This window comes from Compostibacillus humi (genome assembly GCF_014637175.1).
Taxonomy (GTDB): domain Bacteria; phylum Bacillota; class Bacilli; order Bacillales; family Amphibacillaceae; genus Oceanobacillus; species Oceanobacillus humi.
The window spans coordinates 13,001-27,241 of sequence record NZ_BMEV01000021.1 but is presented as its reverse complement, the minus strand read 5'-3'; the positions used below and the strand labels follow the sequence as shown (position 1 = coordinate 27,241).

The following is a 14,241-nucleotide window of genomic DNA, read 5'->3' as shown; positions in this document are numbered from 1 at the left end:
TAAACATTCATAAGGATATATATCTACTTTTGTCTATTTGTATCCGATTATGTAAATGTTCCTATTAAAATTACCGTTTGTAGTATAACACGACAAAATTTCACACATATTATCGTTATGTTACAAATATATTTCAAAACTGACATCTTTTTTTATATTTGCACGAATAAAGGAGCGGGTATGTTTGCTTATTTCACAAAAATATTTTGCGTATTTATACTCCCGAGGAACTAGCAAACATAAAAAGATAAGAATGTTGTCCAGTAATAATGGCGCAATATTTTACAAAAAAATGTTTTTCTTGTTTAATAGATTTCATTTCGATGGCACTTCTCTTTCTGGGAAGCACAAAAAATAAGTGCAAACCGCAAGCGGTCTGCACCGGTAAATTTCGTATCAGCTTGTAAATTGGGCTTCTTCTGTTGAACCTTTTAAAGCGGTCGTGGAGGATGTTCCGCCGCTGATGACTTGAGCTACTTCGTCGAAATAGCCGGTTCCTACTTCCCGCTGATGGCGGGTAGCGGTATAACCGTATGCTTCGCTGGCAAATTCTGCCTGCTGCAATTCGGAATAGGCGGCCATTCCTTCTTCTTTATATTTGCGGGCCAATTCAAACATGCTATGATTCAAGGCATGGAATCCAGCCAAAGTGACAAACTGGAATTTGTATCCCATCTTCCCTAGCTCTTTCTGGAAATTGGCGATTTCCTCATCGGACAGCTTCAGTTTCCAGTTAAAGGAAGGAGAACAATTGTAAGCAAGCATCTTATCCGGGTATCGCTCGTGAATGGCATCAGCGAACTGCTTCGCTTCTTCCAGATTTGGCTCTGCCGTTTCACACCAGATTAAATCGGCATACGGCGCATAGGCGAGTCCGCGGGCAATGGCCTGATCAATTCCAGCTTTTGTACGGTAAAATCCTTCTGGCGTTCTTTCCCCGGTTATAAATGGAGCATCATACGGATCGACATCGCTCGTAATTAAATCGGCTGCGTTGGCATCGGTCCGGGCGATAATAATCGTCGGAGTCCCCATCACGTCTGCCGCAAAGCGGGCAGCAATTAAATTGCGGACAGCGGTTTGCGTCGGCAATAAAACTTTTCCGCCAAGATGGCCGCATTTTTTCTCAGAAGATAGCTGGTCTTCAAAATGAACAGCCGCCGCCCCTGCTTCAATCATACCCTTCATTAGCTCAAACACATTCAACTGTCCGCCAAACCCTGCTTCCGCATCGGCAACAATTGGCACAAACCAGTCGATATCCTCTTTTCCTTCGGAATAATGAATTTGGTCCGCCCGCTGCAATGCCTGATTAATCCGCTTCACAACGTGCGGGACACTATTTGCCGGATACAAACTTTGGTCTGGATACATATGCCCAGCCAGGTTCGCATCCGCCGCAACTTGCCAGCCGCTTAAATAAATCGCTTTTAACCCGGCTTTAACTTGCTGGACTGCCTGGTTTCCCGTCAGTGCGCCGAGGGCATGAACGTAATCTTCCGTTTGAAATAGATTCCATAATTTTTGTGCTCCCCTTGTTGCCAGCGTATATTCAATATCGATGGAGCCTCTTAGACGGATGACATCCTCTGCCTTGTAAGGCCGTTCAATTCCTTTCCAGCGCGTATTATTCTCCCAATCCTTCTTTAATGCTTCAACACGATTCATTTCTCATTTCCCCCTTCTAATTGTTCATAAGCAGGTAACGTTAAAAACTCAACAAACTCATCTTCACGGATTAACTTCCGGAAAATTTCTGCTGCTTGCTCGTACTTCCCGTTTTCATACACTGCTTCTCCAAACGCATCTTTCAATTTTTGCAGTTCTTCCATTATCACCGCTTCTGCCAAATCCAGTGTGACCTTTCTTCCGTCGTTTAAAATTCCTTTCGGATGACGGATCCATTGCCATACTTGTGCCCGGGATATTTCCGCTGTGGCTGCATCTTCCATTAAATGATTAATTGGTACTGCTCCCCGTCCTTTAAGCCAAGCAGCAATGTATTGAATCCCGACGCTAATATTTGTCCGCAGTCCTTCTTCCGTAATTTCTCCCTGGGGCACTTCTAAAAGGTCTTCTTCCTTAACATGGACATCTTCCAGCTTACGGTGGATCTGATTTGGCGTTGGCATTTGCTGATCAAAAACCGCTTTTACGAGAGAAACCATACCAGGATGAGCAACCCAGGTGCCGTCATGGCCGTCCCTTGCTTCCCGCTCCTTATCCTGTCTTACCTTTTCAAAGGCAACGGCATTTTTCTTTTCATCATTTTTCACTGGAATATGGGCCGCCATGCCACCAATTGCCGGCGCATTCCGTTTATGGCACGTTTGAATAGCCAGGAGGGAGTACGCCCGCATAAACGGAACTTCCATCGTCACAACAGACCGGTCCGGCAAAATGACATCCGGATGCTTTTGAAATTTCTTAATAAAGCTGAATATATAATCCCATCTGCCGCAATTTAAGCCTGCTGAATGGTCCCGCAGTTCATACAAAATTTCATCCATCTCAAAGGCAGCGGTAATCGTTTCAATCAACACCGTTGCTTTAATTGTCCCTTGAGGAATGCCTAAATCATTTTGCGCAAAGACAAAGACATCATTCCAGAGCCGGGCTTCGAGATGATTTTCCAGCTTTGGCAAATAAAAATACGGTCCCGTACCTCTTTTGATTAACTCTTTCGCATTATGGAAAAAATAAAGCCCAAAATCTACTAAACTGCCAGACATCGGCCGGCCTGCCACCTGAATATGCTTCTCCTCCAAATGCCAGCCGCGGGGCCTGACGATGAGAACGGCCGTATCTTCCTTCAGCTTGTAATATTTCCCATTATCTGCCTGAAAGTCGATTTCTCTGCGGATCGCATCCCGTAAGTTGATTTGTCCTTCCATCATGTTTTCCCACGTCGGAGATGATGCATCTTCAAAATCCGCCATAAACGTTTTCGCTCCGGAGTTCAGCGCATTGATCATCATTTTCCGGTCGACAGGCCCGGTTATTTCCACCCGCCGGTCCAGAAGATCCTTTGGCAATGGTGCAATTGTCCAATCTCCTTCACGGATGGACTTTGTTTCTCGGAGAAAGCCGAGCCTTTTCCCCTTATTTAATTCCTCCTGCATATGCTGCCGCAATTCCAGCAAGTTTCTGCGCCGTTCATCGAAATGGTCATGCAATTTCTCCAAAAACGCCAATGCTTTCGGCGTTAATATTTCTTCATAACGCTTTTTGCTTTGAACGGCAATTTTTGGCTTCGTAAGCAAAATCTCGCCTCCCTGTTATAATATAGATTGATTATATTTTTTATTGTTATATAACATAAGGTGCAAAAAAATTAGTCTTCTTTTTTCGAAAGACAATAATCACATTCCAGCGTATAGCTTTTTCCATCCACTTCTCGCCCGCATTCGGGACAGTACACTGCCTGCATTTCGCTCCTCCTTTTTATATAACAGTTTTTATTTATTAATTTTGTTATAATACAGTTTAGTCGAAGGAATGATGAATTGCAACCCTTTTTTTAAAAATATTTGAAAAATTTTTCTTTCCACTGATTAAAGATTCGGAAGTATTGCCAAAAGCAGGAAAAAACATGATAAGCTATTCCTATAGATAATGGAAAAATATCGTAGGTGAAAAGGGTATGAAAAGTTTTGCCTTAATCGGGAACCGTACAATCAAAACAGGAATTGCAGTACTTTTGACGGCCTGGCTATGCGAGCTCCTTCATTGGCCGCCGGTATTTGCCGTGATTACAGCGATTGTGACCGTTGAACCTACCGTTGCTGATTCCATTAAAAAGGGAATCGTCCGATTTCCGGCATCTGCAATCGGATCCTTTTACGCCGTTCTATTTATCTCTTTGTTTGGCAATTCACCATTGACGTATACCCTAGCTGCAGTACTTACGATTGCTACCTGTTTTCGTTTAAAACTGTTTGCCGGACTGCTCGTTGCAACGCTGACATCGGTTGCCATGGTGGAAGTGATTCACGACAATTTTGCCGTTGCCTTTTTCATCCGGTTAGGAACAACAACGATAGGACTTGCCGTCTCCACTTTAGTAAATATGTTTATTTTGCCTCCAGATTACCGGGATGATATATCCCATTATTTTAAGAAAACGAGCGCGGCCATGGGAAAAACACTGACAAACCTTTTCCGTCAAATGTTGGAAAATCTTGCTCGCCGTAATCAATCGGAAGAACGGAACATGCTGGAAAACATTGACAAGCACATTGAACAGCTTGATACATTCATCCGTTTTCAGCAGGAAGAAAACAAATATCATCCTTTGTTGAAACAGAAGGAATTTTCCTATTCAAAGGCACAGGGAATGGTCCAATGTTTAAGGAGGATCCGCGACCATCTTGATAATCTGATCGAAACTCCAGTATCTACCTTATCGTGGACTGCGAAAGAAAAGAAAATAATCATTCAGGCAGCGGAGGAATTAGGGAATATACTGCTACATCCGGATCAGTATGAAGAGGAACATTTTCAGGAAACACAGCAGGAATTGATGGAATTATTTTGGGAGGACAACGAAGAATTGACAAAAGACAACGAAATTCATCCGACGAAATTCCCGCCGGAGCTAATCGTTCTCTATGAACTAATCTCGATTTACGGTCTCGTTGAGCGCTTAATCCTGTTAAAAAAGAAAAAAGAATATAAACCCAAGTGGTGAGTTCATATTCCCGCATTTCATTATTTTACCAGTCCGTGTTTAAAGGCATAAATCACCGCCTGGGTCCGGTCCTGGACTTCTAATTTGCTAAGTATATTGCTTACATGTACTTTTACCGTTTTCAGAGATATAAACAGTTCGTCGGCAATTTCCTGGTTCGTTTTCCCTTGGGCAAGCATTAGCAGCACTTCCATTTCCCGTTCCGTCAGCTGGTCATGCAAATGCTTTTCCTGTTTCGCCCGCATCCGGTTCATAATTTTTCCCGTTACTTCCGGCTCTAAAATCGTTTGTCCTTTATACGTAGCTCGAATGGCTTCGGCGATTTCTTCAGCCTTGGACGTTTTCAGCATATAGCTGGCAGCACCTGCTTCTAAAGCCGGATACACTTTTTCGTCATCCAAAAAGCTGGTAACGATAATGATTTTCGCCTCCGGCCATTCGGCAATAATCCGTTTTGTTGCTTCGATGCCGTCCATTTCTTTCATTACGAGATCCATCAATATAATATCCGGACGCAATTCGAGGGCGAGCTGAACCGCCGTCGTCCCGTCATCTGCCTCGGCGACTACCTCCATATCCGGCTGGCTGGATAAATAAGCGGAAACCCCAATCCGAACCATTTCATGATCATCGGCAAATAAAATTTTAATCATTTTCTTTACCCCCTTTTCTTATGATCGGGACCTTTACCTCCAATTGAGTTCCTTCATTTGGCAGGCTGATTATCTTCAACGTACCGCCAAGTTCTACGGCGCGCTCCCGCATATTCGTCAATCCGTAGGAACCGGTTTTCACCTTTTCAATATCAAACCCGACCCCATCATCAACGACACGCAAAATGACCGTTTCGTCCCGTTCAATTAGCATGACATGCAACGAGGACGCATCGGCATGGCGAAAAGTGTTGGAAACGGACTCCTGCAAGATGCGAAAAAGCTGGTCTTCGATTCCTTTATCGACCTGAATATCTTCCAGTTTCCATGTTATGTTCATCGGCACTTTCTGCTGCATTTCTTTCAGCAGTTCTTCCACCCCTTCTTTCAGCGACTTGCCTTTTAAAGCAACGGGGCGAAGGTGAAGAAGCAATGCCCGCATTTCCAGTTGCGACTGCTGGATCATTTTTTCTACCATTTTTAGCCGCTTGTTCATCTTCGGGTCTTTCGGAGGGCCGGCCTGATTAATCGCCGACATCATCATTGAAGCGGCAAACAACTGCTGACTGACGGAATCATGAAGTTCCCTCGCTAAACGGTTCCGTTCCTGAACAACAATTTCTTGCAGGCTTTTTTCCCTTTCCTCCGCCCGTTCGGTGGCTAGGCGCTGGGACAATTCTGCCTGCTGCCGCATTTTTTCCTGCAGTTCCTGGATCCGTTCGCCAATACCTCCTAAATCTTTCAATGATTCTTCCGGGATTAAAGTTTGCTGGCCTTTCACCAGCCCGGCTAGTGTCCGGTCTACTTGCTGGTATTGCTGTTTCCAATAATAGCCGACGGACACCCCGACAATGGCACCGACAAGGATGACCGTACCTAAAATCCAGCCGAAAAACGGAACACTGCCGATTTCCTGTTTCCATAAAAACGTCCAATCGAAGGTCGGGACAGCTAGCCACGTAATGCTGAGGACGGCCGTTGCCAGGAAGGAAGAGAGAAATATGGAAATAAAGACGTAACGCAGGACGACATTCATATCCGTTTCACCTCTATATCCCCAGAGAATAGAGAGGTGATAATTTTCACCCGCGGATAGGCCGAATCGTAATGTTCCGTCTGATAATGCAACGATTTATTCATTAATTTCCAATGGGAATGGCCAAAAATATGGGCTCTTCCAAAAACGGAACTATGATGGACGCTCACTTCTACTTCATAAGGAACGTAAATTTCGATATTGCCGATAAAGTGCCTGATGGAAATGACAGCAGTATCATTAGGCAGCACCGTATTGCTTAAATCAATAATCCGATCGCCAAATCCGCCATGGATATTTACATCCCGCCATCCGTATGCCGAATCGGGGGTTTTCTGGTCTTCAAACAACCGGTGGTCAAATAACGGCTCCACTTTAATATATTCGCCCTTTTTTTCTTCACCGGGCAAAATCGGAGCAACAAATTTGCCTTCTTTTTTTGATCTCGAATAATCCATAATAAATAGAATCAGTGCAGCAACAATAATAAAACGAACTGCCATTAGATTGAGGACGAAAAACACTCCGCTAATGATAAAAATCCAAAAGACGATTTTCCCCCATAAGCGATGGAAATTTTTCCATCCGATGTAGGCAAATAAGCACGTAAAAATCGCAGGAAAAATAGTTCCGCCGAAGAAAAATATAATTTCAATGACAAGAAGGATCACACCAATTATCATAATCCAATTGAACGTATCCGTTTGCAATCGTTTGAACATGTTGTGACCCTCCCTTTATTAATAGTTAGTACAGGCTCCGTGCAAAAGTAGCCTGTACTAGTATACCATGTATTTCCTTTTCGGTGATAGTCCTAATCACCAGAATGAATGTATTTCTGCCTTAATTCGCCTTTTCTTGCAATTCCTTTTCCAGTTTGGCAATTTTGCTGTCAAACGTGCTGCGATAGTAAGCATCGTTCACTTTCCGCTCTAAACACTCAATATATCTTTCCATTTCGGCAAATTTCGAAAACGGTTTGTCGGAAATATTGGAAATGACTTGATTGATCTGATGGTTGGCATGGGCGATATTTTCCCGGCCCATCAGTTCCATCCGTCTCAGGTGCATATCCTTAAGCTGATGTTTCATTTCTTCGTATTTTTGTTCCAGATTTTCCAGCTGTGCCGACGCTTCTTGCATCGATACTTTCATCCGGTCAGCCCGGCCTTGATACTCTTCGTGCTCTTTCATCGCAAATTCGTATAATGCTTCTTCCCCGGCTTTCTCAGCAATGTTTGCCTGTTTCAGCCGTTTGTCAGCCAATTCCTGTGCCCGGAAATGCTCCTTCGCAAACTCTTCCTTCAAACGGTATTGACGTTCTATAAGTTTTTTCACCTTTTCCTTTTCTGCTTCCGCCTGGCGCAAATATTGGTTCAGCGCTTTAATCGGATTCTTCTGCTCCTTCTTATCTAATACATCATGTAAATCAGCTTCGATAGAATCTTTAATTCGTGTAAAAAGATTTGCCATTTACAACCACTCCTTATTATTTATTTAAATCTGCCCATTGGCGTTCAAAATTTGTAAAGGGATCGTCCGATGCTGCATCGATGACGGAATCATCCTTGTTCCAATTTTTGATGACGAGATATAGGATAATCGCTGCTCCTAATCCAATCACCGCGTAGCCATTGGCAAATGTTATGCTCAGGACAATCAGCCCCAGCACGACCCAGCCGATTTTCCCACCGACGGAATCACTCTTCATAAATTGCTTAAAGATGAGATAAAGCAGCCATGCCCCTAAGGCTAACAGGGCCATCGGGCCAATCATTGCTAAGATTACAAGGGCTGCTGCCAATCCAGCGAGGAATAATAGAAATTTTCTCAAGCTCGCTCCTCCTTTCTCTTATCTTGATTTCATCATACCGGGAAACGCATTCTTCTATAACGAGCCTGAGAAATATTTTGCATAGTACTTGAGGCGTATTTCGAGATAGGACTTGATAGATTTCTGAGGGAATGGTTGTAGCGCCGGGGCACGTGATGTGCAAAAAAAAAAGCAGAATCAGTCAAGAAGACCGAATTCTGCTGCCAGCAATTCATAGGATTTTTTACGCGCTTCGTAACTGTGGGTGATAGTGACAATCATCAGCTCATCCACTTCATACTCCTTTTGCAATTGTTCCAGTTTTTGCTTTACTTTTTTTGGATTTCCGACAATGAGCTTTTCCTTCATGTTTTGTACCGTTTCCAGTTCTTTTTTTGTAAAGGGATATCGTTTTGCCTCTTCCACCGATGGGACCCCATTTTTAGCAATCCCTTTATCTTGCTGGAGCTTCCATACATAATTGCTGAGAGCGAGTTCCTCTGCTTCCTCTGTCGTCTCCGCGCAAATGACGGACACCGCAACGAAAGCTTTCGGTTCCGTTTTTTTGCATTGTTCTCGATAGGTTTTCACAATTTCCGGTCCGTCTTCTCCGCTCATAAAATGGCCAAATACATAAGGCAATCCTTTCTCCGCAGCGAGAATTGCACTTTTTCCGCTCGTACCTAAAAGCCAAGGTGTCGGAGTTTTGTCGGGAACGGGAGACGGAGCAATTTTTGCATAAAGATGACCTTCAGGAAAATCCTGATGCAAAAAGTGCAGCAATTCATCGATCAATTCGGGAAAGCTGCGCACTTTATCCAAAAAATTATCAGCAAGGGCAATGGAAACTTCAGCAGAACCTCCCGGGGCCCGGCCAATGCCGATATCTACCCGGCCGGGAAAAAGGGTCGCCAATACGTTATACCGTTCTGCAATGTTAAAAGGTTTATAATTCGGCAAAAGCACCGCGCCAGACCCAACGCGAATGCGCTTCGTCACGGAACCGATGATCCCGAGAAGAATGTCGGGTGCAGGTAATGCCAGGCCATCTAAATCATGGTGTTCGGCCACCCAATATCGCGTATAGCCTAATTCGTCTGCTGCTTTTGCGAGTTTAATCGTTTCCTCCAGCGCCTGCTTTGGAGTAACCCCAGCTGAAACCGGAACCTGGTCCAATATGCTTAGCTTCATTTTAAAAACCTACTTTCTTTTATATGAATTTTAATGGGCACTTCAATTTTTTTCGGCGTTTCATAGGAATATATCAGCGGATATGGATATTTTTCAGCTTTTCTTTCAATTTATCGTGCATTTACAAAAAAATATCAGCGAAACTGTATTTATCAGCGTTTTTCATAGAGATTTCGGCGCTCCTCCAATTTTTTCGGCGTATCTGCAAATTTATCGAACGTTCTCGGAAAAATATCAGCTTTTCTTCTTTTATCGGCGTTATTTTCGAGGATTTCGGCGAAAATCCAAATATTTCGGCGTTAATGCAATTTTATCGAACGCTTACAAAAATATATCAGCTTTTTTCAATTTATCAGCGTTTCTCGATAACATTTCGGTCGGAAACCTGAATATATCAGCGCTCCTCGCAAATTATCGGGCTTTCCCAGAAAAATATCAGCGATTCTGTTTTTTTCGCATCAGAACAATACAAAAGGACGGGACTATACTTCCAGTCCCGCCCTGTAAATTATTCCAAAACCATGTTGGATTGGACGTAATGATAAAGAAGATTTTCCGTATGCTTTAATGAATCTTCATGGGTTCTTTCAAAGGCGTGGGAAGCATCGATTCCTGGGCCGATTAATCCGTGCACAATATCATGCCCGGCACGAATGGCAGCAGAAGCATCGGATCCGTAATACGGATAAATATCCACTTTATATTCAATGCCGTTTTCTTTAGCCAGATGGATCAAATGGTTCCGCAAACCGTAATGGTACGGGCCGCTGGAATCCTTCGCACAAATGGAAACCGTGTATTCATCGGTCGCTTGCCCGTCGCCAATGGCACCCATGTCCACTGCCAAATATTCCACCGTTTCTTCGGGAATGTTGGAATTTCCTCCATATCCGATTTCTTCATTATTAGAAATGAGAAAATGGGTTGTGTATGGCAATGTAATATTTTCTTCCTTCAGCCGTTTAATCAGCTGGATTAAAATTGCAACACTTGCTTTATCATCTAAATGCCGGGATTTAATAAAACCGTTATCGGTCAGCTCCACCCGCGGGTCAAAGGAGACAAAATCCCCGACTTCAATACCAAGGGCGCGAACATCTTCCTCGTTCTTCACCTTCGCATCGATTCGCACTTCCATGTTTTCCTGATTGCGTTCCGCTTTCCCTGCATCTTTGTATACATGGACCGAGGTCTGATGCATTAAAATAGTTCCGGTAAATTTTTTGCCGCTGGAAGTATGAATCGTACAGTACTCCCCTTCAATGGAGTTGTAACGGAATCCGCCGATTAAATCGAGACGGAGCCGGCCATTGCTTTTTATTTCCTTCACCATCGCTCCCAGCGTATCCACGTGGGCAGTTAATATTCGGTGCTGCTCCTGATTTTTTCCGGGGAGCGTCGCAATAAGACCACCTTTATTGTTGCGCTTTGATTCTACTCCTAAATCATTAAAAATATTTTCGACGTATTGTATCACTTTTTCCGTATATCCAGAAGGACTCGGGATAGAAACGAGCTGTTTAATCAATTCCTTTGTTTCATCAACATTTGGATATGTATTCATTATTTCATTCTCCTCTCAAACACAATTTTAGCGTGAAGCAGACAATAATCACAACTATTTGGACGGTTCTTCGATTTCATCGACTAATTTTTCCGCCATCCTGCGATATACACTGCTCATATGGGTAAAAGAAGCAATGAGCAACAGTTTTTGCAAGTAGTCGTTATCCTCTCCTGCTTTTTTTGCTGCTTCCTGTTCCATTTCCCGGCTGTCGGCAATGATTCGTTCCACGTTTTTATCGGCCAGTTCCAATAAGTTCTCGTATAACGGTTCTAAATCAAAGCCGTCTTCCACAATGGCTGCATTCAATTGGGCAAGTGTTTTCTTAATGTCATTAATCGAAAGTATACTTTTCATCTGATAAATCATACTAATTAACATAATATGTTCTCTCGTATATTTTTTGTTTTTTACCGGAAAAAACAATTTCCCCTTTGCATAATTATTAATCATCGTTTTCGTTAACACTTTTTCATCTTCGGTACGTTTTGTTCCGGCAAATTTATTTTCAAAAAGATGAATCACCTGGTCCATGTACAAATGCAAATCCGGAATATCCTCCAGTGTCAATTGGGCGTCCAAATGCAATGTTTCAATCAGTTCAACGATGTTTTTCATGCTTTTTAGCTCCTATTTGTCATGATGATTTAATTATAAGGAAGGTTTAATGAAAAGTAAACATTGACTACATAACATAATACATATATCATTAACATATAGTTTTTAAAACTACATTAAACGGTAAAGGATGATTTATTTGCGAACTTTTATTAGAGAACCGATTAACAGCTTAACCCATTGGTTCGGGGCGTTTTTCGCGGTAATCGGGCTAATTGCTCTTGTTAGTAAAGCACTCTCATCAGGCCATTCTGGAATGGCAGTCACGGCAGTAGTCATTTTCGGAGTGAGCATGATTTTGCTATATTCGGCATCGGCAACGTATCATATGGTGATGGCAAAAGATAAGGTAATCTCATTTTTAAGGCGGATTGACCATTCGATGATTTTTGTTCTAATCGCCGGGACGTATACTCCGTTCTGTCTGATTAGTTTAGGGGGAACGTTAGGCTGGGTATTGTTTTTTGTCATCAATGGCCTGGCTATAGCCGGGGTCATTTTTAAACTGACGTGGTTTCATGCGCCTAGATGGCTTTCGACAGCGATTTATCTTGGGATGGGATGGATTGCGATATTCTTTACAGGGGACTTGGCGCCCGTTCTCGGTACAGGCGGGATGACGTTTCTCATATTAGGAGGGGCCGCATATACAATCGGAGGGCTCATTTACGGATTTAAGCCCCAATCATTGCAGCTGAAAAACTGGGGCTTCCATGAGATTTTCCATATATTCATTTTAGCCGGCAGCCTATTCCACTTCATTTGCATTTATGGATATGTATTGTAGGTGCCGCCGGCTAAAGGCACCCGTGGCACTTCTTGGTGCCTGGTACGGGTGCCACCGGCGGGACCTCGGGAGCTCGGTAATGCATTGCGTGCAGCAATCTGGCTGCGCATTTTTTAAATGATACGTTTTATTGAACACGGCTTTGAATACGTGCTATGAAGTTCGTTAGCAAATCATAATATTTTGGCAAATAAGAGAAAATTTCTTCAGCTAATTCTTCGTGATAAGTATGTACGGTCAAGTTACGATGATCAACCATATGTAATCCCAATATTGTCTCTTCTTCAGACAATATCCCAACTGTTCTTAATGAACGAATAACTCCTTTTGGTGAACCGAGGTCTATTCCTTCGACATCGAAAAGAAATTGCTTACCAGCTTTCCAGCAAACTTCAAAACTATATTCAAATCGCTGAATTGCTGCATCCCTTTCAATCGTTGTCGGCTTTTTAATCTTAACTAGTTCTTCTAATGTTTTTAATGCTTTGGTTGCGCTTTGTATTCTTTCTTGTAATCTCTCCATTTAATTCCCTCCTCCTTCACCTTTTGAATAATCTTTGGATTCGCTTTTGATAAATCTACTAAATCAACATGGTAAGGTAGACTCGATTCTTCTATCTTTTCACGCAATTCCACCCATATATTAATAGGAATTTCTACTTTTGCTTCTAAAGCAATATCAATATCTGAGGTTCTTTTTTCTTCTTTGCGGGCCCATGATCCAAACAAATAAATATTTACAGGTAAATCTTCCAAGGATTCCTCAACTATGGATTTTAGTAATGATAAAATTTTCTCCCTTTCTTTTGTCAAAATAACTCCTCCAGATTAAATTTTGTAACATTATACCACTTATAAGTGGACAGTAACCCTCACTCCGTTCGACAAAATTCGGGAAGTACCAAGCACCTATGGCATTTTCGACATTCGGGTGGTGCCTGGTACGGGTGACACCTAGAAAATCTCGTCAATTTGGGATTGGATGTTCTCAGGCAATACGCCATAAAATAGTCCTTTATATTTTAAATCTAGGATGCCGGCAATAAGCAAAATGCCTATACTAAAACAGAGTATAGGCTTTTTCTTTTCAGCTTTTCTCAAAATGTTCGCCTCACTATCCAAAGGAAATATATTTCAAAAAATATCCTTATTTTCAAGAATGCACCATGATGAAATTTATTATGCTTCATATTTTGCTGGATTAATCAAAGGGATAAGTGATTTTTATATGACACCACTTATCCCTTTCAATATTTGACAAGTACCTGGCACCCAAAAGGCGCTTTCGACAAGTCCCTGGTACGGGCGGCATCTAGGGAGCCTACCCGATCCAGTCTAAAAACTTATCCATTATGCCATCTAAAAATTCAAGCGTGCCTTCATCCGTCAGTTTTCCGGATTTGTCGAATTTATTTTGCGCAAAGTTCACCAACACTTCATTTCCTGCCGGCGGCAAGACCCGGGCGGAAATGCCAGGGGAGGATAAAATTTGCCGTAAATGAAGCTGACAGCGCACCGTTCCTAATGCTGTCGGCGAAGCTCCTGCTGTCATCACCGGTTTGTTAATCAATACTTTATCAACCCGGGACAACCAATCTAAAGCATTTTTTAACACACCTGGAACAGACCAGTTATATTCCGGAGTAATAATGATAACCCCGTCCGCTTCTGCCACTTTTTTCTTAAAGTCCTTCACAACTTGCGGAGGATTCAATTCTTCATCCTGATTATAAAACGGTAAGCTGGCAATGTCGGCAATTTCGAAATCAATCCGGTCCTGGTACCGGTATTGCATCGCCTTCGCCAAATAGCCATTATACGATTCCTTTCTCAATGATCCAACCAGTGCTACAATCTTTACCATTGTCCCAACCTCCATGTTTACAAGA

The 14,241-nt window shown here is 42.7% G+C and carries 16 protein-coding genes; 2 read left to right on the top strand and 14 right to left on the bottom strand.

Annotated features, from left to right (window positions below):
• Window positions 1-396: 396 nt before the first annotated feature.
• The 3 genes from aceA to IEV18_RS07245 all read right to left on the bottom strand — a co-directional run bounded on the left by aceA (window position 397) and on the right by IEV18_RS07245 (window position 3,430).
• Window positions 397-1,668 carry an isocitrate lyase gene (gene aceA, locus IEV18_RS07255; protein ID WP_188391718.1) on the bottom strand — a complete coding sequence of 424 codons (1,272 nt, stop codon included), beginning with the start codon at window positions 1,666-1,668 and terminating at the stop codon, window positions 397-399.
• Window positions 1,665-3,263 carry a malate synthase A gene (gene aceB / locus IEV18_RS07250; RefSeq protein WP_373281896.1) on the bottom strand — a complete coding sequence of 533 codons (1,599 nt, stop codon included), beginning with the start codon at window positions 3,261-3,263 and terminating at the stop codon, window positions 1,665-1,667. Before aceB ends, aceA begins: the two co-directional genes overlap by 4 nt.
• A gap of 71 nt (window positions 3,264-3,334) precedes the next feature.
• Entirely contained in the window at window positions 3,335-3,430 is a 96-nt protein-coding gene (locus IEV18_RS07245; RefSeq protein ID WP_188391717.1) for a YhfH family protein, read from the bottom strand.
• A gap of 213 nt (window positions 3,431-3,643) precedes the next feature.
• On the opposite strand from IEV18_RS07245, the gene IEV18_RS07240 reads away from it, so the two are divergent.
• Window positions 3,644-4,690 carry an aromatic acid exporter family protein gene (locus IEV18_RS07240; protein ID WP_188391716.1) on the top strand — a complete coding sequence of 349 codons (1,047 nt, stop codon included), beginning with the start codon at window positions 3,644-3,646 and terminating at the stop codon, window positions 4,688-4,690.
• Window positions 4,691-4,710: 20 nt separating this feature from the next.
• Here the strand turns inward: IEV18_RS07240 and IEV18_RS07235 are convergent, their stop codons facing one another.
• The 8 genes from IEV18_RS07235 to IEV18_RS07200 form a co-directional block, all read right to left on the bottom strand.
• Window positions 4,711-5,343 (bottom strand): response regulator transcription factor, encoded by a 633-nt coding sequence (locus tag IEV18_RS07235; protein WP_188391715.1) that lies wholly within the window; start codon window positions 5,341-5,343, stop codon window positions 4,711-4,713.
• Window positions 5,336-6,379 (bottom strand): sensor histidine kinase, encoded by a 1,044-nt coding sequence (locus IEV18_RS07230; RefSeq protein ID WP_188391714.1) that lies wholly within the window; start codon window positions 6,377-6,379, stop codon window positions 5,336-5,338. Before IEV18_RS07230 ends, IEV18_RS07235 begins: the two co-directional genes overlap by 8 nt.
• A complete protein-coding gene (gene liaF / locus IEV18_RS07225) occupies window positions 6,376-7,101 on the bottom strand; it encodes a cell wall-active antibiotics response protein LiaF (protein ID WP_188391713.1) in 726 nt (241 codons plus the stop codon). The genes IEV18_RS07230 and liaF overlap by 4 nt, the downstream gene beginning before the upstream one ends.
• Window positions 7,102-7,222: 121 nt before the next feature.
• Window positions 7,223-7,852 carry a PspA/IM30 family protein gene (locus IEV18_RS07220; protein WP_188391712.1) on the bottom strand — a complete coding sequence of 210 codons (630 nt, stop codon included), beginning with the start codon at window positions 7,850-7,852 and terminating at the stop codon, window positions 7,223-7,225.
• Between the two features lie 16 nt (window positions 7,853-7,868).
• Entirely contained in the window at window positions 7,869-8,213 is a 345-nt protein-coding gene (locus IEV18_RS07215; RefSeq protein WP_188391711.1) for a lmo0954 family membrane protein, read from the bottom strand.
• A gap of 177 nt (window positions 8,214-8,390) precedes the next feature.
• Entirely contained in the window at window positions 8,391-9,383 is a 993-nt protein-coding gene (locus IEV18_RS07210) for an LLM class flavin-dependent oxidoreductase (RefSeq protein WP_188391710.1), read from the bottom strand.
• 508 nt (window positions 9,384-9,891) lie between these two features.
• Complete coding sequence (locus IEV18_RS07205; RefSeq protein ID WP_188391709.1) at window positions 9,892-10,947, bottom strand: M42 family metallopeptidase; 1,056 nt, start codon at window positions 10,945-10,947, stop codon at window positions 9,892-9,894.
• A 54-nt stretch (window positions 10,948-11,001) separates the two neighbouring features.
• Window positions 11,002-11,565: a DUF1836 domain-containing protein gene (locus tag IEV18_RS07200; protein ID WP_188391708.1), complete on the bottom strand. Its 564-nt coding sequence runs from the start codon at window positions 11,563-11,565 to the stop codon at window positions 11,002-11,004.
• Between the two features lie 139 nt (window positions 11,566-11,704).
• Between IEV18_RS07200 and trhA the strand changes: the two genes are divergently transcribed.
• Complete coding sequence (gene trhA, locus IEV18_RS07195) at window positions 11,705-12,352, top strand: PAQR family membrane homeostasis protein TrhA (RefSeq protein ID WP_188391707.1); 648 nt, start codon at window positions 11,705-11,707, stop codon at window positions 12,350-12,352.
• A 127-nt stretch (window positions 12,353-12,479) separates the two neighbouring features.
• On the opposite strand, the gene IEV18_RS07190 is transcribed toward trhA, so the two are convergent.
• The 3 genes from IEV18_RS07190 to IEV18_RS07180 form a co-directional block, all read right to left on the bottom strand.
• Window positions 12,480-12,875 (bottom strand): HI0074 family nucleotidyltransferase substrate-binding subunit, encoded by a 396-nt coding sequence (locus IEV18_RS07190; protein WP_188391706.1) that lies wholly within the window; start codon window positions 12,873-12,875, stop codon window positions 12,480-12,482.
• The gene (locus IEV18_RS07185) at window positions 12,830-13,165 is read right to left on the bottom strand and encodes a nucleotidyltransferase family protein (protein ID WP_188391705.1); all 336 of its coding nucleotides are present in this window, start codon (window positions 13,163-13,165) and stop codon (window positions 12,830-12,832) included. The genes IEV18_RS07190 and IEV18_RS07185 overlap by 46 nt, the downstream gene beginning before the upstream one ends.
• A gap of 508 nt (window positions 13,166-13,673) precedes the next feature.
• Window positions 13,674-14,216: an NADPH-dependent FMN reductase gene (locus IEV18_RS07180; protein WP_188391704.1), complete on the bottom strand. Its 543-nt coding sequence runs from the start codon at window positions 14,214-14,216 to the stop codon at window positions 13,674-13,676.
• Between the last annotated feature and the right edge of the window lie 25 nt (window positions 14,217-14,241).